This window comes from Sphingopyxis sp. 550B (assembly GCF_057401805.1).
Map to the genome: position 1 here is coordinate 2,541,735 of NZ_CM171610.1, position 22,193 is coordinate 2,563,927.

Here is a 22,193-nt window from a genome sequence, read left to right on the forward strand (position 1 = left end):
CGCGTCATGGGCGAGAGCGAAACACCGGCGCCCAGCGGCATATTGTGGATCGCGTCCTATCCCAAGTCCGGCAACACCTGGACGCGGGCGTTTCTCAACAATCTGCTGAAGATTTTGCAGGATGATGATCAGGGCGCGCCGCAAAATATCAATAGGATGACCGAATATACGCTGTGGGATATCGCCGCCAAGCCCTATGAACGCCATCTAGGTAAGCCGGTGACCGAGGTGGATCGCGCCGAGATCGCGCGCATCCGCCCTGCGGTGCAGGCCGAGATCGCGGAGCGCACCGACGGGCTGGCGATGGTCAAGACCCACCATGCGATGGTGTCCGACCGCGGCATCCCCGCGATCAACTTCGCGGTGACGTCGGGTGCGATCTACATCGTGCGCAACCCGCTCGATGTTGCGGTATCCTTCGCGCATCATCTAGGCACCAACGTCGACCATGCGATCGAGCAGATGGCGCTGCGCAACAAGGAGACGGGTGTTACCGACAAGAGCGTCTATGAAATCTACGGGTCGTGGAGCCAGCATGTCGAAAGCTGGACCCGCACCTCACATCGCGCCATCCATTTCATGCGCTACGAGAACATGCTGGCCGATCCGACGGAGGCGTTCGGGGCGCTGGCGCGACACCTCTTGCTGTCGCCAACGACCGAACAACTCGCCACCGCCATCGAACGCTCGTCCTTCGCGACGTTGAAACAGCAGGAGGACGAGGCGGGGTTTTCCGAAAAGCCGGACAGCGCCGAACGCTTTTTCCGCGAAGGCAAGGCGGACCAGTGGCGCGAAGAACTGACCCCGTGTCAGGTTCGCGCAGTCGTAACTGCGCATCACCAACAGATGCGTCGCTTCGGCTATCTGATCGACGAACTGCTGCCGCTGATCGAATAGCCAACCCACGAAAGGCCTCTCCACCCTCTCCACTGGGGGTTACTTGGGCCGATGTCTCGCTTGCTCCCGGCCAGCGCATCGGCCCAATTTTTCGAGAGGACAGGTGCTGGCGCTTTTTGGCGCATAGTAAGAGAAGGAATCGCCGCATGACAACACGAGCCCCAACGTCTGCCGGCCACGTTATCGAAAGGCGGAACTGGAAATTCGGCCGCGACATGCTGCCGCGCCGCTGGTGGCACAGCGGCGATCCGGGCCGGACCGCCTTCTATACCGCTCTGTCCTCGACTTTCCCGGTCGGCGAGAAATTGTTCATGTCGGCCGTGCGCCACTATCGCGGCGGCGCGCCCGAACCGCTACGTGAGCAGATCGACGATTTCATCTTTCAGGAATCGACCCATTCGCGCGAACATATCTTCTTCAACCGACAGGCGCGCGATGCGGGCTACGACATGGCCTCGTCCGATAACCTCGCCGCCCGCACGATCGCCTGGGTGAAGCGCCGCCCGCCGATCATGCAACTTGCCGCGACCTGCGCGCTCGAGCATTTCACGGCGATCCTCGCCAACGCTGTGCTGTCCGATCCCGCGCATCTCGCGGGTGCCGACACCGAGGCACAGCGCATGTGGCGCTGGCACGCGATCGAGGAGATCGAGCATAAGGCGGTTGCCTACGACACATGGCTGCACGCGACCCGCAACATGCCCCGCGCGCTACGCTGGGCGCTGCGGTCGCTCGCAATGGTAAGTGCGGCCGTGCGCTTCCATTGGGTGATGTTCTGCAATACCGCGAACCTGCTCGCACAGGACAGAAAGACCGACCTTGCGACATGGCGTCGCCTGCTCGCCTACCTCTACGACTATCCGGGCGCCATGCGCCTGCTCGCGCGCGGTATGGCCGGCTATTTCCGTCCCGGCTTCCATCCGTGGCAGCTCGACGACCGCGCGCTGGCACAGCGCGCCCTCGCGTCGCTGACCCCGCCGCTCATCACGCCCCTGCCGCGGTGATCGGGACATGAGGGCTGTCTTGTTCCCGATGATATTGGTTTCGGCCGCCGGAGGGGGAACGGCCGGGGCTCCGCAGGGGAGCGGCGCCATCGCCGGTCTGTGGTCGACCGGAAGCAACGGGGGGCGAGTCGAGCTATATCGCTGCGGCGCGGCCATCTGCGGCAAGGTGGTCGATGCCGCCCCCCTGCGGGCCAACCCCGACCACCGCGATGTGAAGAATCCCGACCGCAAATTGCGCGACCGGCGATTGAAAGGGCTGGTCGTGTTGCAGAGGTTCGAGGGTGGCCCACGCGAATGGAAGGGCGGCCCGGTCTATGATCCCGAGACGGGCGAAGGCGCAGCGCGGGCCACCCTGACGCTGCGTGCCGATGAAAAGCTGGAGGTGAAGGGTTGCAAAGCGGCCATTTTCTGCCGCACCAAAGTATGGACGCGAGCGCGTTAAGCCTCGCTGCGGCATTTCTGATCGAAATCCAGAAGGCGGACGATCTGCCTACGATCGAGAGCCTTCTCGCGGTCGTCGCGCATGAGTTGGGCTTTCGCCACTATGCGATGATCCATCACGACGATCATCGCAGCGGCTCGCCGGGCCTCATCAATATGAACAATTATGCGCCCGACTATGCCGCCGAATATTTCGGCGGCCTCTATCATCGCGACGATCCCGTCGTTCATGCCTGCATCGCGGCCAATGCCTGTTTTACGTGGTGCGAGATCGCCGAACTGATCGAGCTTGGACCGCGGCACTTGGCCTTCCTGGAACGCGGAGAATATTATGGCGTCAGCAACGGCATCACTGTTCCGGCCTTCGTCCTGGGCGAGCGTAGCGGATCGTGCAATTTCTGTAGCCCGCGCAAACCGGGGAGCGTCCGGCATCATCTCGACGCCGTTCATTCGATCGGCGGTTTCGCGTTCCAGAAGGCGCGGCGGATCGTGAACGGCGGGCGCTTGCGGCAAGTCCGCGTCGCGCAGCTTCGCCCGCGCTGGCGTGATTGCGTCGTCCTCGCCGGACAGGGCAAGAGTAACACCGACATCGCGACGATCCTCGGCCTGACCCCGGCGACGATCAAGACTTACATCGAAAGAGCCTGCGCCCGTTACGAGGTCAGCAATCGAACCCAGCTCGTGTTGGCCGCTATCCTCGATGGCGAAATCAGCATCCACGAAATCGCGCCAAGGCAACATCGCTACCTGGCGACCTGACATTTTCGGCGAAATTTCGTTCCCTTGCGTGGACACGCAAGGGAGCGAAAAACATGATCCACATCGTTGAAGGCCTTGGCACACCAGCCGACCAGCAATTGCTCGAATCCATGTTCGAGGACCGCAAGCGGCTGTTCATCGACCTGCTCGACTGGGATTTGACCGTCGTTGACGACCGGCTCGAAATCGACCGCTTCGACGACGCCTATGCCACCTATATCATCGCCGCCGATGGCGCCGGCCGTCATCTGGCGTCGATGCGACTGCTGCCCTCGACCCGGCCGCATCTGCTCGGCACGCTGTTCGAGCGGCTTTGCGCCGACGGCGTTCCGGTCGGCCCAGACATTTTCGAGATCACCCGGCTTTGCCTGCCGCCGAACCTGTTGCGGCCCGAACGGCTGCGGCTTCGCGACGGGCTGATCCGCGCGATGGTCGATCATGCACTGGATCGGGGCATCAACCGCTTTACCGGCGTCGTCACCGCGCGCTTCCGCGAACAGATCCTTGGCATGGGATGGCAGGGAGAGGCGCTGGGGCCGGGTCAGGATTTGGGAGGCGGTCGCCTCGGCGCCTTCGCCGTGACGATCGAGGCGGCGACGCCCGCCCATCTCGAAGCCAACGGCCTCTATGCGCTCCCCGCCTTGTCGGCGGGAACGACCGCAACTGGATCAGCGGCATGACCGGGCCTTTCTCCCCCGATAGCGCGCCCGTCAGGCTCGACCGCGATGGCTTTTGCGTCATCCGCAGTCTGCTCCCGGCCAATCAGATCGACACGATAGATTTGTCGCTCGACTATGATTTCGCGGCGACGCCCTATTGCGTCGGCGACTTCTTCGGCGAGCGGACCAAGCGTTTCGGGCGGCTGCTGACGCGCGCGCCGGCGACCCGCGCATTGGTGATGCACGACGCGATCCTGGCGCTTGCCCAAAGCGTCCTGTTGCCGAACTGCGACCGCATCGCGCTCAATCTGACGCAGGCGGTCGAAATCCACCCCGGCGCGCTCGCCCAATATCCGCACCGCGACCATGACCTATGGCCCGCGATCAAGGGTGGGCATCAATTTCAGGTGAATGTCATGTGGCCGCTGTCGCCGTTCACGGCGGAGAACGGCGCGACCCGGCTATGGCCGGGCAGTCACCGGCTCACTTATGACGGTGATACGAGCCAGAGCGCGGCCGTCGCCGCAACCTGCGAACCCGGCGACGCGCTGGTCTGGCTTGGCGGGACGCTGCACGGTGCGGGCGCCAATGTCAGCGATGACCTTAGGCGCGGGATCATCGTCAGCTATTGCCTTGGCTGGCTCAAGCCCTTCGAACTGCAATGGCTGGTCTATCCGCCCGAGGTCGCGCGGCACTTCGACCCTGAACTGGCGGCGCTGGTCGGCTACGCGCAGCATCGGCCGAATCTCGGCAATGTCGAGGGACGCTGTCCGTCGCTCTTGCTGACGGGCGGGAGACCCGATCGTGTCGCCGCCGTCGATGCGCTGCGGCCCGATCAGGCCGACGCCCTTCGCGCCTATGTCGACGCGCAGCGCGATCATGCCCGCGATTGAGGCGCGCCCGGCCCTCCCTCGTGGGAGTTGGCGCGACGCGCGCGCCTATTCTGCGCTCGCCGCGACCGGCGCGCGTGGCCTCGCATGGGAGTTGCTTCGCCGCGATCCCGGTTATCCCGACAGGGCGGATCCGGGCGACGGTGCACTGACCGCTGCCGACAGCGCGTTCGTCGCCCGCTGGGGGCTGCACTTTCGCTGAAGCGCCGGGCCGATCTGCGCCTAGCGCCCGCCTGCTATGGTCGGGCGCGTTCGACCCATCCGTTCTGCTGGCGAGGCCCGTTACGGGGGCGGCCAGCGCGCCTCGGGCCCTCTCGGTCACGCCCTATTTGGCGGTTGCCGGCGATCGATGCCTCCACGCCGTCATCGGTGGAGTTCACCATGGCATTCGGCTCGACATTATGGGAAGCCGATTACCGCCGCTCGATCGGCTGATATTCCCTTTCACTATCGCCATCGCGCCGAGGCAACTCACTGACTTCCGGCGGCTGGCCGCTCTTGCGCGCGGCCAGCCGCTCGCGCCGCATAGGGCAACACGCCGTCTCTATCGCATCGTGCAAATGCTGCGCGTTATTGATGCCTTGGCCGAGGGGGCATCGTTGCAGGTGATCGGCGAGACATTTGTTCGCGCGAACGATTGGCCCGGGCGCGGGGAATCGACCAAATCGGCCGCGCGCCGACTTGTCGATTCTTCCCGTCGATTATGGGCGGGCGGTCCCGCAATCATGTTGTCCGGCTCGACCGGGCCTCACAGATCGGCAGTATCGTCCGAACCATAATTGGCTTCGTCGAACAGGTCTCGCGGACGAACTCCCAGTGCTTCGCAAAGGCTCCAGATCGTCAGCAAGGTCGCATTCTGCTCGCCGCGCTCGATCAGGCTGACATGGGCACGATCGACACCCATGCGAGCCCCTACCTCTTCCTGGCTGAGAGCCGCAGCTTTGCGGTAGCGATGCACATTGCCGCCAACGAGACGCCTTATATCCATCCTGATCTTAGAGGACAGACGAGCATTTTAATGCTATGCACTATAATACGCGAAACGAATGAGCCTGCGAACGATAGGGATAGGGGATCGAATGGCGGTTTTTCTGAACGGATGCCGGGTCGGCATCGCGGAGCGTGCGCCGGACGGCCTGGCCATGACCGATTACGATCGCGTCCAGATGCTGACCTATGCGCGGCTGCTCGACGCCGAGCGCGACGATTATGACTGGACCGATGTGGCGTTGGAGGTGCTGGACCTCGATGTCGCTGCCGACGCCGCAGGCGCAAGGCAATGCTGGCAATCGCACCTCGATCGCGCGCACTGGATCGTCGGTGAAGGGCTGGCCGCGGCAATCGCGAGCGACGCCAAATCGTGCAGGAACCGCCGGTCCTGAATTATGGCGTCGATGCGCGCCGGGGAACCCTTGGCCTATGCGCGCGTAACCACCGCAACCTCACCTCCTACCTCCCCCCCTCAGGAGGTGAGGCCACCCCTCCATCCTGATTGATCCGGGCGTCTCGCGAGGGGTGTCGGATTTGCGCTTTGGCGAATCCGACACCTCCGCGGTGCTGCGCCATCGCCCATGTTTCCGGTTTCGCCGACGTGGCGCCGCGGAGCAGGAATCAGCATGGAAGAGCAGGACAGCATCGAACGGGCGAAGGAGGCCAGGCGCGGCTCTCCCTTTCTAAGTCCCAAACAGGCCGCCCATTATCTCGGCGTCTCGCTGCGCACCTTGCAGGTGCATCGCACCAACGGCACCGGGCCGCGCTTTTTCCGGCCCTGCCAGCGCGTCCGATACCATATCGACGACCTCGATGCCTGGTCGCGCAGCACCGTCAAAGCGGGCGCGGGCCGTGACTGATCGCGCCGCCATAGACCCGGTCGCGGGGCCGCTGCTGCGCCCCGCCCATCCGAAACGCTTGCTGGGCTGGAGCATTGCGCTCGGCGGTCTGGCCGGCGCGCTTGTCTCGACCCTGCTGATCGAACCGCGCCCGTGGCTGCTATGGAACGCCAGCGCCAGTGCGCCGGTCGGCCTTTATGCGGTCGGCGAGGCCGCGCCGCTCGCGCGCGGCGACATGGTGATCGCGCACGTTCCGGTCGGGTTTCGGATGTTTGCGGCGCGGCGCCATTATCTTCCAGCGAACGTGCCGCTGGTGAAGCGCGTTGCCGCTGTGCCGGGCGATGAGGTCTGCGCCGTTGGCGCGCGCGTGATGGTCAACGGGCGGCTTGTCGCGCGCCGGCTCGATCGCGACGGTGCCGGTCGGCCGATGCCGTGGTGGTCGGGATGCGCCGAGTTGGGGACGGGCGAGGTTTTCCTGTTGATGACCGATAGCCGCGCGTCGTTCGACGGGCGCTATTTCGGCGTTACGGAGGCGGACGATGTTGTCGGCAAGGCGCGGCTGATATGGCGGCGGTGAGGGTCGCTCTTGCCGCGCTGGCGCTGGTCGCGGCTTCGCCCGCCGAAGCGCAGTCGGTCGATCGTTGGCGACCCTATATCGAAGAGGCATCGGCGCGCTACGGCGTTCCCGTTGCATGGATCGAGCGCGTGATGCGCGCCGAAAGCGGCGGACGCACGACGCTGGACGGGCGCCCGATCGTCAGTCGCGCCGGGGCGATGGGCCTCATGCAGCTCATGCCGGGGACATGGGCGGACATGCGCGCGCGGCTCGGCTTGGGGAACGATCCGCACGCGCCCCGCGACAACATCCTGGCGGGAACCTATTATCTGCGGCTCATGTATGACCGCTTCGGTTATCCCGGCCTGTTCGGAGCCTACAACGCGGGGCCGGCGCGCTATTCGGCCTGGCTCGCGGGGCGGTCGGACCTACTCGGCGAGACGCGCGCTTATATGGTGAGCGTCGCAGGCCGGCGCGGATCGTCGGTTGCGGCGCCGCCCGCCGCCCTGTTTGCCGCTCGATCGCGACCGATCGCCGAAGCGGAAGCGCGCGAAGCGTCGCCGCCAATCTTTTTCATTCGCCGCTAAACGGCGATAATTCGCGCGCCCTTGGCAATCGGAAGCGGCCCCACCGCGCGCCGCGCCATCGGCCCATCGCGTTCCTCTTGCGTTATTGTTCTCTCTATGTTCTCATTTGGCAATGGAGCAGATAGACACGAATCGAATCGCCGAAACCATCCTCACCGCGCCGGGTTGGGCGCGCGTCGGCATCACGGCGCCGGCGCCTCATATCCGGTCCGATGCCGCTCAGGAGTTGGCGCGCGCGGTTGTTGCGGCGATCGAGAAACATGACCCTGGTGCGACGTCCGCAGACCAACCAGCACTGCCACTATAAGCAGCGGCTTGCTGGCCAACCTGCCATGCGAAGGCTGGCCGTCTCTTGAAGGAATTCTCTGCAGCGATGCCAAGGCGAGACATATAATTTGGGCAAAGATCGCTATGTATATAATTGTAAATCAATATAATATATGAATGTCTTTGCCGCCATAGTGACATCTTCTGCCAATTGACAATATGATAAGAAGCTTTCCCTATTCGGGCTGTCGCAGAACAATCGCGTCGTCGCGGTTGAGGGGGAGTGAGTTCATGAAAATCTTGATTTCTATCGGCGCGGCCGCTGCGCTTGCCGCCGTACCGGCGATCGCGCAGTCGACCGGCGACGCGCCCGCCGTGACCCAGCCCGCGCCGCGTACGATCACTTTGCCGGTCAACACATTGGTCCAGGTGACGCCGGCCAATGAAATCACCTCCAAGAAGATGAAGGAAGGGACCACGCGCGAATTTCTCGTCGTCAATGATGTCGAATATCAAGGCGTCGTCGTCATTCCTCGCGGTTCGCCGGTCGGGGCCCAGGTGACATGGCGGACGGGCAAAGGAATCGTTGGAAAATCAGCGAAATTCGAGCTGTCCTTCGATTGGGTTCGCGTTGGTCAGGCGAATTACAAGCTGCGCGGAATGCACCGGCAGGAAGGCCGCGGCAACACCGCGGGCGCGCTGCTTGGGGCTGCGATCATTACCGGTAAATCGGCAACCATGGTTCCAGGCCAGATCGTCAATGTCTTCACTGCCGAACCGATCATGACTACCAGATACCAGTGATCGCGCTCCTTCTCGCCTCGATTGTACCCGCTGGCCAGTCCTTCAATTGCACCCCGACAGCGGTGTGGGATGGTGACGGCCCGATCTGGTGCGCCGAAGGGCCGCATATCAGGCTGTCAGGGATTGCCGCGCGTGAAATGGACGGCTCGTGCATCCGTGTCCGCAAAAGGCACCGACCTCTCCTCCAAGGTGAGGATTGCCGTGGTGCGAATCTGGAGCGAGCGAATTCATGGCCGCCGACTGTCCATCAAAAGCTTGCATCGATTCTTAAGCGTGGCCAACCTAAACTTCTCAAGACGTTGTCGATTCAAAAATGGGGTAATTTGAATGCCATCGAGCAGCGGCGAAAACTTGTTGAGCCCTGAGCTCGCCGTATCAGATTTTGATGCTTTTCCGGATGAAGAAATCGATTTTGCTGTCGATTCATCTGGGCTGCTTGCTGAGGCGCAAGTGATCGATGACTTGCAGATATTTCCTGGCGTATTTGATTCAGGTACAGGAAAGGCGTCAATTGTCGGGGGGTATCTGGATGAAGATGCTGAGGTTCTTACCGTATTCAATCTGATTGCGGCTGAGCCAAACGCACGACTGACGCTTGCGCAGGTCAGGAACGTTGCCGATCAGTCGGTCAGACTGTACCGCCAAGCCAGCCGTGTTTCTCAGATCACGAGTATTCCGCCAGAGCTTCAGGAGTTCAGTCGGCAGATTGATGCTGCGCATGGGCATATTTCTCTGATCCGACTGGTGCTCGTGACGCGTGGTATTGCACCGGCAAAGAGCCTCGAAGACTATGTAATTGAGGGGACAAAGGTTCGAGTCGACATATTTGACAGTATCCGGTTAAGCCGCGCCGCCGGATCGTCGGTGTCCCGAGAGGATATCGAAGTAAATTTCGAAGAACTGACCGGATCGCCGCTGAGCTGCTTGGCCGTACGCGAACGGGACGGTTCCGATTTTGATACATATCTGGCCGCCATACCTGGCAATGCGCTTTGCTCCATGTATGCTGAATTCAATACCCGACTTCTCGAATTGAACGTTCGCGCATTTCTCGGCGTCCGCGGCAAGAAGACAGCAAATGCCGGCCTGAGGGAAACGCTGCTAAAGGAGCCCGGACACTTTCTGGCATATAACAATGGCATCGTTGCCACGGTGGACGAATTGGAGCTGACACCTGATCGGCTCGGGATCAAATCTTTGAGAGGGCTGCAGATCGTCAATGGGGGCCAGACCACGGCATCATTGCATCGGGCCAAGGTCAAAGATGGGGCCAATCTCGATGATGTGCTTGTTCCAGCAAAGATAATTCATGTGCGGTCTGGGGGTGAAATGCTCGACCAGATGGTTGCACGTATATCGAAATCAGCGAACACCCAGAACACGGTGCAACCGGCCGACTTTTCGGCAAACGACCCCTTTCATCGTGAAGTGGAGAATTTGGCAAATAACACTTGGTCACCAGATGGACGTGCTCGCTGGTTCTACGAACGTGCCCGGGGAACCTACGGTGTGGCGGAAGGCATAGCCGAGGCGAAGGCTGATACGCGTCGATCCTTTAGGGCCGAGACGCCGAAGGAGCGCCGCTTCGACAAGACCCAGCTGGCCCGATATCTCAACGCTTGGGAAGGCAGGCCTTTCGAAGTTGCTGCCGGGGCGCAGAAAAATTTCCAGTTCTTCATGCAAAGATTGAAGCAGGCGCCTGTGCAGATCGATGGGTCCTGGTACGAGCGGCTCATTGCATTGGCGATTCTCTACCGGACGACCGAGCGGATTGTGCGAGAGGAAGCATTTCCTGCGTACCGGGCAATCATCACGGTCTACACTGTCGCATCACTGGGGCAGTTGACGGCCGGCAGGATCGATTTTGCAATGATATGGCGCGAGCAGTCGATCTCGGCCGAGCTCCAAGCCTTGATCCGGTCATGGTCACACCGTCTGGACGAACTGCTTCGCTCGTCGGCAGGTGCTCGGATGCCGACTGAATGGGCGAAGAAGGAAGAATGCTGGAGCGCAATGCGCAACGACATTCCTCACGCCCAAAATCCCTTGCCACCAGAGATCGCCAGTGGAGTAGTTGGGGCCTCCAGTGGAGGCTCGGCGGCACCTGCAGGGCCAGCATTGAGTCCGGGCGACCTCGAGTTGGTGCGACGTGTGATGCAACTGAGAGCCGAGCAGATACTCAAGGTCGGAGAGAAGGGCCGCCAGTCAGGCCTGCTCCACTGGAAAGTTGCAGCTATTTGTCAGACGGTTGCATCCTATGCCGCAGGCTCGTGGCAACGGAGACCTTCCGTTAAGCAGAGCCGGATAGTTATCGATGCGATGGAAAAACTGCTGGGTGCCGGAGAGGCAATTGACGACTAGCGAGGTCACCGACCAACCTCTCGATACGGTATCGGCGCAATGGGTGATCTCCGATCAATCTGGAGAACCTCTCGAGCCTACGCGGCTCATGAAGACGCTGATGAAGGTTGCGGACGATAAGGATACGGGCGGTGTCTGCCTGATCCTTCCGGTCTCGGATGGTGTTGATCAACTGGCCGCAATTACCACCGCAATAGCTCACATGAGGGGTGATTGCGAAACAATGGCGCATTCCCATGAACAACGAACGTTCGTTGCAGGGCAGCGCGTCAAGACGCTGCCGGATGGACTTGTCTATGAAGTCGCAGGCAAAGTTTCGGAGAAGACCGGAGGCTACGAGATTGAAGGTTACTGGTTACAGCGATTAGACCGTCGCAAAGGTCAGGATGGTGGTCGCTTCCTAATCAGGAAATCCGATCTCCAGAGATTCGAAGCGACAAATCGTAAGAGACCGATGGGGCGAGAAAGGCAGACGTGGTCGCCCCTTGCGCCAACCCCATTGGACGTCTTGGCGGGTACTACTACCTTCGGCAACCTCTCGTTGCAGCGAAATCGAGTCATCGTGTTGGGCACCAAATCGGAAGCCGAATCTGGCCTTCGTTCGCTCAAGCTCTGTCGACCCGAACTGTTTAACGAACAGGGCTGGCCGGATCTCTCTGAATGGGTAGCTTGGGGTGGCTTGGACGAGGACGGTCGCGCATTCGTGGAATCAGTGGGCAACGCAGTTGGCGAGCCTCTTGTCGCAGCAACACGAGACTTCCAGGCCGCACGTAAGGCCGGAGAAAAAGCGGAACCCGGCAGCCTACTTTTCGTCACGCGTTCCATCGATGCATGTTTGCGCAATATCGAGAGCGTATCCCGCTTGGCCGAAAGGCATCGCTTCGTGCTGGTGGCGACAGGGCGTGACCGCGAAAAAGTTGCTCCGTTTCAGAAGGAAGGTTGGCTCGTATGGGAACTGAACCCGACGGAGCTTCTTGACACCAATTTCGACCGCAAGCCTGCACTTCCGGCACTTCGGATCAATGTGGACGCGGCCATTGCCGAGCGATCGCTCTCGACAGATTTGCATCAAGCCTGCGACCCCAATCTTGCCGAATGCAAAGCTGCATTGGCCGCTTTGGGGAAATGCGTCTCGGCAACAGAAGTAGATGAGGTCCTCGACGACAGGGTCGAAGATATCATGGCCGATCTGTGGGAAACATTCCTGGTTTTCTGCTCATGGTTGAGATTCCCTGCGCAGGCCGATCTCGACGCTCAATCGGAGCACCTGGCGCAATTGAAGTTGACTAACGCGATGCTGAAGCCGGTAATGCCGCGTGACGCCTGGGAGCCTACACGATTGGCCATTCAGGGTTTGCGGGCATTCTTGGAGAGCGGAACTCCCGGCAGGGATACCCCAAAAGGGCTCTCCCTTTTCGATGCTGTGGCAACGGAAAAGCCGGATCGGCTCATTGTAGGAAGTTCGAAGGATGTCACGGCGCTCAAGGAGTGGGCCGCCGAACTACTCCCGGATGCCAAGATTGAAGTCGCTGGAGCAGGCGAGATAATCCCGTCCCAAACCGCCGTGGCATTGTCTCTCATAAGCAGGCGATCATTCGAGAAGCTGATCGATCCAGTGCCCACCTCCCGCTTATGCCTCGTCGGCTATGATTTCGAATGCGATATCTACCGGTCAAGGCTCCGATTGCGGACGAAACGGCGAAAGGCGCTGCGACCGGACAGGGAATTTCAAGAGCGTGTCATTGGCACTATCGATCTGACGGAGTTGGAGAAGCCTCCGTCGAACACGGAACTGTCTGAAACGAGCACTGGCACGGACCGCTTCGAGCAAGGCAGGCGGCCTCCCAAAATGCACGTTCCTGTTTCTCTGGGACCCAGTGAGCACTCTCGCGAGGGGCGCCTTTGTGTGTTTGAAGGTTGCTCTTGGGCGGTCTTCACTACTGGGCACGGGCTATCAGCGGTGTCTGGCTCAGGCGGGAAGACCATCGAGAGAAAAACGGTGGACGATCTTGCTGTCGGTGATCGCCTCATTATTCGCGAAGCGGGACAGAAGGATGTCATCCGTCTCCTGGCCGAGGACAAGATCGGTGTCACCGAATACGACCAGCTTTGGCAAAGATCTCGAAAGTGGCGACAGGCTCTCCTCAAAATTTCCAATCGGCCCGCAGATCTCTGGCAGAAGCTGTCATGGGGAGGCCTCCATCGTGACCGTCTGACAATTCGGGGCTGGCTGCTTGATGACTCCACCATCGGCCCCAGAAACAGGGATGACCTGACCATCATCGCCGAGCTGGCCGACGATGAGCCCGATGCCCCGGCCTGGACGGAATGTTGGGATGCCATCAACAAATTGAGAGGCCTGCATATGCAGTCCGGCATGAGACTGGGGCGGCTACTCGACGAAGAGTGCCAAGGGTTGCTGGACGAAACAGTCGACAAGGAAACCGCTATCGAACTCTCACTCGGTCTCGTGTGGTTGGTTCAGGTTCGGGAGATCCATCAACTCGCCGACTGGCCATCCAACATGATCAATCATTTGAGCTGGGGCAATGAGGCTTGGCAAAGCCGAATGAAGAGCGCCCTGAACGATGTGGGAGTGTGATTTTTGGCAACGATGATCCCGCCAAGACCTGGCGCCGATGCTCCGGATTCCGAACGCGCCGTGTTTCAGCGATTGGCAAAGGCACCCGGTACCCAAGATTGGGTCGTGTTCCATTCGGTCGGCTTGTCGAGCGTCTACACGGGCCACTTCGGGGAACTCGACTTCGTTGTCCTGATCCCTGATCGAGGGATTGTGTGTCTGGAAGTGAAAGGCGGAGCGATCAGCCAACGCAATGGTATATGGACAACGCGCGATCGCAGTGGACGGACACACGATCTGGATCCACCGCCATACCGTCAGGTCCAGAACGCGATGTTCAAGCTATCTCGGGCAATTTCAAAGAAGTTCGGGCCCAACAGTCGGGAAGCGTCTGTGCCGTTTGGCTGGATGATGGTTTTTCCCGATTCCCCGGCTCCGCCGGTCAGCCCGGAATTCGTGCGTGCAGACGTCATCGACCGGGACGATCTGACGGGCGGGATCGCAGGCCGCATTTCGAACTGCCCGACTCTGGAGCAGTCGCGAAACAAGCTAGACGGCGGAACGGCAACTGCACATGTCCTTGATCGGATCAGGGGTTACATCCGGCCCGACTTCGATCGAGTCATGGCGCCTGGCGCAGCTTTGCATCCTGTCGAAGCCGCACTTCGAGCCCTCACCGAAGAGCAGTACGCTTTCCTTGACAGCGTCCAGTACAATCCACGCTGCATTGTTCTTGGACCGGCCGGATGCGGAAAGACAACCTTGGCACTCGAGCAGGCGCGGCGTATGGCGGAAGGTGGAAAACAAGTGCTGCTACTCTGCTTCAATCGTCTGCTCGGAAAATGGCTGACAGACGCTGCAGCCAAGATATCCGGAAATATTGTGGCCGGCTCCCTTCATCGGCTTCTGTCGGATCGGATTGCCCAAAGCTCGCTTGCCGCAGACTTCAAAGCCTCCTCGAGCCACAAGGATATCTACGACGAAATCTTTCCGCTTTACGGCCTTCAGGCGATCGAAGAGGCTGGCGAGCGCTTCGACATTGTCCTGGTGGACGAGGCGCAGGATTTTGACCCTGATGTGATTTCAACGTTGGTAAGGGCTTGGACCGGCGACAGCCCCGAAGCGTCGGTCGTCTTCTTCGGCGATTTCAGCCGTCAGGCAATCTACGGGAAAAATCAGGAAGCACTCCAGAGGCTGCAGGATCGGCTCGGTAGCGCAGGGATCATTTCTCTCACTCGAAACTGCCGGAATACACGGAGGATCGCGCTGCAGACTTCATACCTGTCCAGGTTTGATGGGTATCGAAATCTGGAAGGGCAACCAGACGGAGATGCTGTCGATGTGCGTTTCTATCGCAGCGAACAGGACGAAGCGTCCAAGTTCGCCCAGATCATGAACGACCTCAACCGGGAAGGTATTCCGGCAAAGGACATCGTGATTTTGGGCAAGCGACGGCTGGAGAATTGGAAGGCGGCAAAACAATCCGGTTTACCGTGGGCTATCGTCGAAGCGAGTGAGGTAAATGGCTTCTCAGTGCCATATTCGACGATCCACGCTTTCAAGGGTCTGGAGGCTCCAGTCATCATTCTAGCCCATGTGGACGCCTTGGAAGATGAGGAGGAATCCCTGCTTTACGTTGGAATGTCGAGGGCAAGGGCGCGACTGTACATGCTGATCGATGAAAGCTGCCGAAGGGCTCACGATCAGAAAGTGGCTGCAGGAATGGCGAAGGCGTTGTCGATATGAGCGCTGCACCGCTTCCGATTCCATCCAGACTTGAATCTGCCGTCGAGGTCAGGAATTTCATCGTCGACAGTCTGCGCAGGAAACTCATCGGGCCAGATCCGGGATATCCCGCAGTTCAATGGAGTACCGATGGGTCCCTGAACGGTCAGGAGATCCTGCGCCCGCAAGATCCTCCGAGGTATCGATACGCTGCCGGAATTCTTTTCCCGAATGGCGTGACATATTCCGGGGCCATGGCGGCACCCGAACTGCCGGAAGCCGCAGATTTCGGTATGAACGAAGCAGACATGGCGGGGCCGCCGGAAAGGGAGGTGCCCAACGAAGCGTCACAAGGTGAAGAGGAGGAGGTCGAGCAATCGTTCACCTTCCTCCCATCTTCGATGGGCGTTAGTTTCCTTCTTGCCGCAGGCTCAGGTGTGCGTGTCACCTTGGAATGGGCGACATACGAAGAGAAGAATCTGCCAGGATACGGAGCCGGACAGCCACAAGCTGACAACAAGTTGTGGTTCCGAAAACCGCATTCGGAACGCATCCATTTGTCGGAAAACGACCTCACGCCGGGAAGTCATCCCGAGCGCGAAGTCTTTCGGAACGAGCACGGTGCGATTCTGAACCTTCACTGGATCTCGCGCAGCTGGGGGCAGAATGGCGAGCGACTGGTGACGATGACCATGTTGCACCGAGGTGCCCAAGAGGTAAGCAACCAGGCGTGCCTATATCAATGCTCGTTTAACGTTGAATGCGAAGAAGCTGCAGCGATCCTTCCATATCCCGAACGAGTCGAGAGCAGTGCCGACGAGGAGGAGTTGTCGCTTCGCCTGCTATACCGGCACAAACCGGTATTCGCTGTTGGACACGGATGTGCGGCCGACTGGACAACGGACGGCAGACCCCACCTACTGGCGAGATCGGTCAGATCCGAAACAATGCCGATTTTCGAGCAGGCACCGATTGCTCCATTGGACCTGATACCGAACGTCGATCTATCCATGCTCCGCATGTCGCGGATGTCTCGGGCGGAACTTGCTCAAGTCTGCAGTGCGCTCGCAGATGCATACGGCGACTGGATCCAGACCAAGGGAGCTGAGCTCGAAGCGGACGCGACACTGTCCGCAAAATTGCGTGAGCGAGGGCGAGCCCACCTCGCAAATTGCCGGGAATGCCTGGTTCGCATGAACGCTGGCATCGATCTGCTCGGAGCAGACCGGGACGTGTTCGAAGCATTTTCCGAGATGAACCATGCGATGGTTGCACAGCGAGCACATTACGAACTCGCCTCGGTTGCCGAAAGGCGCCGGACGTGGCGCAAGGAAGGCACTGAATACATCCCGGAGCGACCTTATGTAGCGCCGGAATATCCCGAAAAGACTTCCTGGAGGCCCTTCCAGCTGGCGTTCGTCTTGATGAACCTCGTTTCATTTGCCGACCCTCACAGCCAGGAACGAGATGTCGCAGACATCATCTGGTTTCCCACCGGCGGCGGTAAGACCGAAGCCTATCTTGGCCTCGCTGCATTCGCTATCCTGCATCGTCGACTGACTGATCCTGGAAATTCCGGCACCTCGGTTCTGATGCGATACACGCTCAGGCTGCTGACAACTCAGCAATTCCAGCGGGCCGCTTCACTGATCTGTTCACTGGAGCTGCTTCGTCGGCAGTCGCCCGAGAAGTATGGGGTAGACCCTATTACAATCGGCCTCTGGTTGGGCGGTTCGGTGACGCCGAACAAGAACGCGAAGGCCGTTCAGGAACTCGCCGATCTTGAGGGCGGCGGCGACGACAACAAGTTTATCGTGCTATCCTGCCCTTGGTGCGGTGTGGACATGGGGCCGGTGGACATCGAAGGTCGCCGCCGAATTTTCGGCTACGAACGCGAGGCACGCCCCCCACAGGTGCGGTTTCGGTGTTCAGACCCAGCTTGCGATTTTCACGGCTCAACCGGCCTCCCCCTCGAAGTCGTTGACGAGCGCATTTATGCGAACCCTCCAACGCTATTGATCGGCACCGTCGACAAGTTCGCCATGATGCCTTGGCAACCCGAAGCTCGGCATCTCTTCGGAATCGACGCTGGAAAGAATGTCGATCCGCCGGATCTCGTCATTCAGGACGAGTTGCACCTCATCTCTGGTCCGTTAGGTTCCATGGTCGGGCATTACGAGACCGTGATCGACGAGCTTTGCATTCGCGAAAAATCGGGCAAGCGAGTCGGAGCGAAGATTGTTGCTTCCACGGCAACGATCTCGCGGGCTGAAGAGCAGGTAGAATCCCTGTATGACCGAAAGTCCATGCTTTTCCCGCCTCAAGGTTTGCGAGCGGGCGACTCGTTTTTCGCCATCGAACGTACGGACATCCCCGGAAGACTCTATGTCGGTGTGCTTGCGAGCGCCCTGCCGTCTCATATCACGGCTCAGGTCTGGACCCTGTCTTCACTTCTGCAATCACCTGCCTTCCTGAAACCGCCGTTTTCGGCGACCGATGAAGCCAATCGCGACCCCTATTGGACCGTGATGGCGTACTTCAACTCGCTTCGGGAACTCGGGCGCGCAGCCACCTTGATCCGAGCCGACATTCCCGAACACCTGAATGCCGAATGGTTCCGGATGGGCCTGATGAAGGACCTTCTGCCTGAGGGAGCGATGGACCTGCGTCGATTCATCAATCGGGACGAGGAGCTTACAAGTCGATTGCGCAGCGGCGAAATCCCGGGAACACTTCAAAAGCTCTTCACCTCCTTACCGTCCTCCGAAACTGTCGATCTCTGCCTTGCCACCAACATGATCCAAGTCGGCCTCGATGTTCCGAGGCTCAGTTTGATGCTTATCGTGGGGCAGCCCAAGACCGCGTCGGAATACATCCAGGCATCTAGCCGAGTAGGCCGTGATCGAGACAAGCCAGGGCTTGTCGTAACCAACTTCAATCCCTTCAAACCGCGAGATCGGTCACATTTCGAGAGCTTCAGAGCTTTCCACGAAAATGCCTACCGACACGTCGAGCCGACAAGTGTGACTCCATTTGCCGTTCCGGTAGTCGATCGAGCTATTCATGCGTTGGCCGTCGTCCTGGCTCGCTACAAGGACGCAGCTCTCCTGAATTCTCCGAATTCAGGAATATCCGATCAGACCCGTCGTCAGATCGTGGACGTGATTGCCCGAAGGACGAGGAATGCAACCGACCTAGAGAAGGACGTTGCGATGAAGCGTCTCAAGGCGTTCTTGGATCGTTGGGACGAGTGGCGACCTCAATCGTATGGTGAGTTTGGCTCGGATGACCCCAATGAACCGCTCCTATGGCCGGCCGGGCGGCCGATCCCCCATGAAGACTGGAATTCAATGAAGCCGACACTTTCATCCATGCGCAGCGTCGATGGGGAAGGCGAGGCCTTCTTGCTGAGAACATATCCGGGAGCAGAAGAGGAATGAGGCGCCCAGGTAAGCCGCGCCGCGGCGGTGGAATGATCATTCGCAATCGTCCCATCAGGCGGAGCCAGCTGATATCCCCTTTCGGCGTGGGAGCGATCACCGATTTCAGAAACGACGAAGCGCTGATGTGCGCCGGCATAGACAGCTGGTTCCAAGGAGAACCTCCTGCAGAGCTCCGAATTTCAGAAGAGCGACTGCAAGTGTCGCTTGGGTGCGAATACTTCGTCCTTCCTCCGGAGTACGCAGACAGCGTCGATGGAACCAAGCGTCGCGTGCCTTATGTAAGGTTCCCAGGCTGGCATTATTGCCCCCGCTGTTACCGGATGGAGCGAACAACGCCCTTTGGTGACCAACCTTTCTGTCAATCCGAAGGTTGCGGCAAGGGTAAAGGTCGTCGGATGATTCCAATCAGGATCGTTTCCGTTTGCGAACAGGGACATATCGAGGAATTTCCATTTGCCCAATGGATAGGATGCGAATGCGGAGCGAGCGCGCAGCTGTATTTCAAGTCGGGACGAAGCTCTGCCAGTATCCAAGGAACCAAGGTCGAATGCAAAGCATGCGGTAAAGCGAATTCGCTGGCGGCAGCATTCCAGCCCCAAGCTGTCGCCAACAAGGGCGCGATCTGCAACGGAGCTCGACCATGGCTGGGCGATGCGAAGGGCGATGGCAGTTGTCACCACCCGCTGCACACACTGCTTAGAGGTGCTTCCAACATCTATTTCCCGGCAGTGGAGAGCGCCATCTACGTGCCGAGGGGGCAGCGCGAATTCGACCCGCGTATCCAGAACCTGGTAGACGACCCGGCAAAGTGGGCGGGGCTGACAGCGCAGATCGTCGATGGCCAAGTTCCCGAAGCTATGTTGAGCATGTTTGCTTCTATGTTCAAGGTGGACGCCTCGGAACTTGTTGCTGCGGTTCGAGAGAAGCTCGGCGAGAAGCAACAGGCCAAGCAAATGTCCGGTACGCCGGAGGCTTTGCGGCGGGAGGAGTTCGAGGCACTCCGAAAAGGCAGCAACCGCGATGGTAGTGATCTGCTTTGCGAGATCATCGAAGGCAGTCAATTCGATAGGCTGAGCGAATTTGTCCAGCGCGTCGGTCTGGTACGAAAGCTTCGTGAGACACGCGTGATGACCGGCTTCACCCGGATCAACCCTCCGTCTGGAAAGGGTGATGATCTTCAGGCCATGCAGCGGAACGGCAAACCTCGCTGGCTTCCAGCTATCGTGGTGCGCGGCGAAGGAATATTCCTTGAATTCAAGGCGGAAAGGTTTGCCGCGCCCGCACTTGGTCTTGCAGAGCATGTTGCGCTGCTATCTAAAAATCTCGAGAAGCAAAGGGCCGAACGTGGTCAGGACCCAGGACCAATCGATGCGGGCTTTCTGACAATTCACGCACTTGCCCACGCGTTGATACGAGAGCTGACCTTCCTTTGCGGCTATGGCTCGTCTGCTCTCCGGGAACGGATATACCACGGGAAGGATGCCGACGGTAAAAGCATGCTCGGCCTCTTGATCTATACTGCCTCGGGAGATTCGGAAGGTACGTTAGGCGGCCTGGTCAGCCAAGGGGAGCCCGATAAGCTTGAGGCACTGTTCAGCTCTGCGATGCGGCGTTCCGGCTGGTGTTCGAACGACCCGGTCTGCATAGAGAGCCCGGCGCGAGGCCCGAATTCGCTGAACATGGCTGCCTGCCACGGGTGCATGCTATTGCCTGAAACGAGCTGTGAGGAAGGTAATCGCCTTCTGGACCGGGCTTTATTGATCGGAACTCCATCGAGCCCCAGCAGTGGGTTCTTCTCGAAGCTCGCAACCGATTGAACGCATCAGGCGTCCTCGAACTCCTTGTTGTTCATGGGGTGCTGCAGTTTGGTGAGCAGCGATAGCAAGGCCTGAGCGATCTGCCTGGCCATAAGCGGCGGGACGGCATTGCCGACCTGCACGAATTGCTCGGTACGGTTGCCTTCGAAAAGATAATTGTCGGGGAACGTCTGAAGCCTTGCTGCCTCGCGCACAGTCAGGCTGCGACACTGCTTCAGGTCTGGATGGATGAAATAGTGGCCGTCCTTGGAAATGTGGCTGGTAACAGTCGTCGACGCGCGTTTCCAGAGCTGTACACGGAACCGATCAGCAAATTTGCCGGTCTTCCAGTTGTCGTGGCGAGGCGCGAGGGCGTCAGGGAATTCGCGGGCCTTGGGAGAGCGTCCGAAAACCTGGGCGAACGCAGCGGCAAAGGCATAACGCGCAAGATCCTCCCGCATATGACCACGGGTTTCATGGTTCGGCAATGTGGTCAATTCAGGGTCGCTCAGCCACGCGGCAAGCACATTGTTTCGGGGAGTTGTCAGCTCTGTGCTGTTTCGTGCCGGAAGCTGCTTTCTTGTGGCAACCTCTTGGGCTGCGCTTCCTAGTGCGGAAGCGACTTCCGGCATGTCGCTATCGTTGCAGGCCTCCGACGCAGCAAGCATCGCTGCCGTGGCCGCCCCACGCCACTGTTCCGGCGTATCGATCTCGCGGCTGAGTCCACTCCGAAGTTCTGGCATGCCCTCCAGTACGCCTTGGACGGTCGCTTCAGCTGGCGAAATGGAGAGCAATCCAGCCTTGTCTTCTTCGCCAAGAGCGCAAGCGATATCGTTTCTGATTCCCACGATGATCACACGATGCCGCGCTTGCGGGATTCCGAACTGCTCACATCGGACGATGTAGCTGCTCGCCTGCTCCTCGATCGGTCGCACGACGGGAATCAGGTGATAGCTGCCGGTCGATCCGCCTGCGGTGCGCAAGTCGGCCAGAACCTGGTTGAAGATCGCCTTCTGTCCGACTTTCGACGATAGAATGCCTTTGACGTTCTCCATCACGAAAGCGGCAGGCTGTAGCTTTCCGATTATTCTGATGTATTCCTGATAGAGAAAATGGCGGTTATCCTTTTCAGGGTCATAGCCCTCGATGCCTTTGTTTCTGGCGCGTCCAACAAGAGAATAAGCCTGACAAGGAGGCCCCCCAATCAGAATTGTAGGGTCGTCACCGTTGCGAAGTCGGTCTAGGATCGGGTCCAGTTCACGCTGAGCCTGTTCCGAACCGAGTTCGAGCAGACGTGTCTCGGCCACAGCAGCCGCCCACTCGCGACGGTATTTGCCAGCAAGGGCTGCGTGGCTGACCTTGCCGGCCAAATAGTCATAGTACTCGGCTGGGGGAGCGGCGAACTGACGAACGAAACTCCTCAGGCGAAGGGTTCGATGGGCTGATGCCTCTTTTTCCACCGAAAGAGCTATTTCAAAAATTCGCTGACCGTCTTGGTTTCGAACCGACGAAAAGCCTTCGGCAAGGCCGCCCGGTCCTGCGAATAGATCAACAACCTTGAACTTGGCAGCCATACGCTCGACATTCTCCATCG

Annotated in this window: 21 protein-coding genes; 19 read left to right on the forward strand and 2 right to left on the reverse strand. The window is 59.6% G+C overall.

The genetic code is table 11. The features are described from left to right. Window positions 1–6: 6 nt before the first annotated feature. The 8 genes from AC2S9W_RS11870 to AC2S9W_RS11905 all read left to right on the forward strand — a co-directional run bounded on the left by AC2S9W_RS11870 (window position 7) and on the right by AC2S9W_RS11905 (window position 5,429). On the forward strand, window positions 7–897 hold the full coding sequence (locus AC2S9W_RS11870; protein ID WP_486570887.1) for a sulfotransferase domain-containing protein: 891 nt from the start codon (window positions 7–9) through the stop codon (window positions 895–897). A 146-nt stretch (window positions 898–1,043) separates the two neighbouring features. Then, window positions 1,044–1,901, forward strand: coding sequence for a metal-dependent hydrolase (locus AC2S9W_RS11875; RefSeq protein WP_486570888.1), 858 nt, complete (start codon window positions 1,044–1,046; stop codon window positions 1,899–1,901). Between the two features lie 28 nt (window positions 1,902–1,929). Beyond that, window positions 1,930–2,343: a DUF2147 domain-containing protein gene (locus AC2S9W_RS11880; RefSeq protein ID WP_486572080.1), complete on the forward strand. Its 414-nt coding sequence runs from the start codon at window positions 1,930–1,932 to the stop codon at window positions 2,341–2,343. Continuing rightward, the gene (locus AC2S9W_RS11885) at window positions 2,325–3,101 is read left to right on the forward strand and encodes a helix-turn-helix transcriptional regulator (RefSeq protein ID WP_486570889.1); all 777 of its coding nucleotides are present in this window, start codon (window positions 2,325–2,327) and stop codon (window positions 3,099–3,101) included. Before AC2S9W_RS11880 ends, AC2S9W_RS11885 begins: the two co-directional genes overlap by 19 nt. Before the next feature lie 53 nt (window positions 3,102–3,154). Next, window positions 3,155–3,781, forward strand: a complete 627-nt coding sequence (locus tag AC2S9W_RS11890) for an acyl-homoserine-lactone synthase (RefSeq protein WP_486570890.1) — start codon at window positions 3,155–3,157, stop codon at window positions 3,779–3,781. After that, complete coding sequence (locus AC2S9W_RS11895; RefSeq protein WP_486570891.1) at window positions 3,778–4,653, forward strand: phytanoyl-CoA dioxygenase family protein; 876 nt, start codon at window positions 3,778–3,780, stop codon at window positions 4,651–4,653. The genes AC2S9W_RS11890 and AC2S9W_RS11895 overlap by 4 nt, the downstream gene beginning before the upstream one ends. Next, entirely contained in the window at window positions 4,640–4,852 is a 213-nt protein-coding gene (locus AC2S9W_RS11900; protein ID WP_486570892.1) for a transcriptional regulator domain-containing protein, read from the forward strand. The genes AC2S9W_RS11895 and AC2S9W_RS11900 overlap by 14 nt, the downstream gene beginning before the upstream one ends. Window positions 4,853–5,051: 199 nt before the next feature. Beyond that, the gene (locus AC2S9W_RS11905; protein WP_486572081.1) at window positions 5,052–5,429 is read left to right on the forward strand and encodes a DNA -binding domain-containing protein; all 378 of its coding nucleotides are present in this window, start codon (window positions 5,052–5,054) and stop codon (window positions 5,427–5,429) included. On the opposite strand, the gene AC2S9W_RS11910 is transcribed toward AC2S9W_RS11905, so the two are convergent. Then, window positions 5,399–5,638, reverse strand: coding sequence for a helix-turn-helix domain-containing protein (locus AC2S9W_RS11910; protein ID WP_431593717.1), 240 nt, complete (start codon window positions 5,636–5,638; stop codon window positions 5,399–5,401). The genes AC2S9W_RS11905 and AC2S9W_RS11910 overlap by 31 nt on opposite strands. 154 nt (window positions 5,639–5,792) lie before the next feature. On the opposite strand from AC2S9W_RS11910, the gene AC2S9W_RS11915 reads away from it, so the two are divergent. From AC2S9W_RS11915 to drmB, 11 genes are all read left to right on the forward strand, one after another. Further along, entirely contained in the window at window positions 5,793–6,032 is a 240-nt protein-coding gene (locus AC2S9W_RS11915; RefSeq protein WP_486570893.1) for a hypothetical protein, read from the forward strand. 234 nt (window positions 6,033–6,266) lie between these two features. Then, window positions 6,267–6,500, forward strand: a complete 234-nt coding sequence (locus AC2S9W_RS11920) for a helix-turn-helix domain-containing protein (RefSeq protein WP_486570894.1) — start codon at window positions 6,267–6,269, stop codon at window positions 6,498–6,500. Beyond that, on the forward strand, window positions 6,493–7,056 hold the full coding sequence (locus AC2S9W_RS11925; protein WP_486570895.1) for a S26 family signal peptidase: 564 nt from the start codon (window positions 6,493–6,495) through the stop codon (window positions 7,054–7,056). The genes AC2S9W_RS11920 and AC2S9W_RS11925 overlap by 8 nt, the downstream gene beginning before the upstream one ends. Next, a complete protein-coding gene (locus tag AC2S9W_RS11930; protein WP_486570896.1) occupies window positions 7,044–7,622 on the forward strand; it encodes a lytic transglycosylase domain-containing protein in 579 nt (192 codons plus the stop codon). Before AC2S9W_RS11925 ends, AC2S9W_RS11930 begins: the two co-directional genes overlap by 13 nt. Window positions 7,623–7,734: 112 nt before the next feature. Next, on the forward strand, window positions 7,735–7,929 hold the full coding sequence (locus AC2S9W_RS11935) for a DUF6771 family protein (protein ID WP_486570897.1): 195 nt from the start codon (window positions 7,735–7,737) through the stop codon (window positions 7,927–7,929). 251 nt (window positions 7,930–8,180) lie between these two features. Beyond that, the gene (locus AC2S9W_RS11940; RefSeq protein WP_486570898.1) at window positions 8,181–8,693 is read left to right on the forward strand and encodes a hypothetical protein; all 513 of its coding nucleotides are present in this window, start codon (window positions 8,181–8,183) and stop codon (window positions 8,691–8,693) included. Between the two features lie 327 nt (window positions 8,694–9,020). Beyond that, window positions 9,021–11,054: an AIPR family protein gene (locus AC2S9W_RS11945; protein WP_486570899.1), complete on the forward strand. Its 2,034-nt coding sequence runs from the start codon at window positions 9,021–9,023 to the stop codon at window positions 11,052–11,054. Between the two features lie 88 nt (window positions 11,055–11,142). Continuing rightward, the gene (locus AC2S9W_RS11950; protein WP_486570900.1) at window positions 11,143–13,656 is read left to right on the forward strand and encodes a DrmE family protein; all 2,514 of its coding nucleotides are present in this window, start codon (window positions 11,143–11,145) and stop codon (window positions 13,654–13,656) included. Between the two features lie 12 nt (window positions 13,657–13,668). Next, complete coding sequence (locus AC2S9W_RS11955) at window positions 13,669–15,381, forward strand: nuclease-related domain-containing DEAD/DEAH box helicase (protein ID WP_486572082.1); 1,713 nt, start codon at window positions 13,669–13,671, stop codon at window positions 15,379–15,381. Beyond that, complete coding sequence (locus AC2S9W_RS11960) at window positions 15,378–18,800, forward strand: helicase-related protein (RefSeq protein WP_486570901.1); 3,423 nt, start codon at window positions 15,378–15,380, stop codon at window positions 18,798–18,800. Before AC2S9W_RS11955 ends, AC2S9W_RS11960 begins: the two co-directional genes overlap by 4 nt. Window positions 18,801–18,832: 32 nt before the next feature. Then, a complete protein-coding gene (drmB, locus tag AC2S9W_RS11965; protein ID WP_486570902.1) occupies window positions 18,833–20,620 on the forward strand; it encodes a DrmB family protein in 1,788 nt (595 codons plus the stop codon). A gap of 5 nt (window positions 20,621–20,625) precedes the next feature. Here drmB and AC2S9W_RS11970 read toward each other — a convergent pair whose 3' ends face one another. Further along, on the reverse strand, window positions 20,626–22,191 hold the full coding sequence (locus AC2S9W_RS11970) for a DNA cytosine methyltransferase (RefSeq protein ID WP_486570903.1): 1,566 nt from the start codon (window positions 22,189–22,191) through the stop codon (window positions 20,626–20,628). Window positions 22,192–22,193 lie beyond the last annotated feature (2 nt).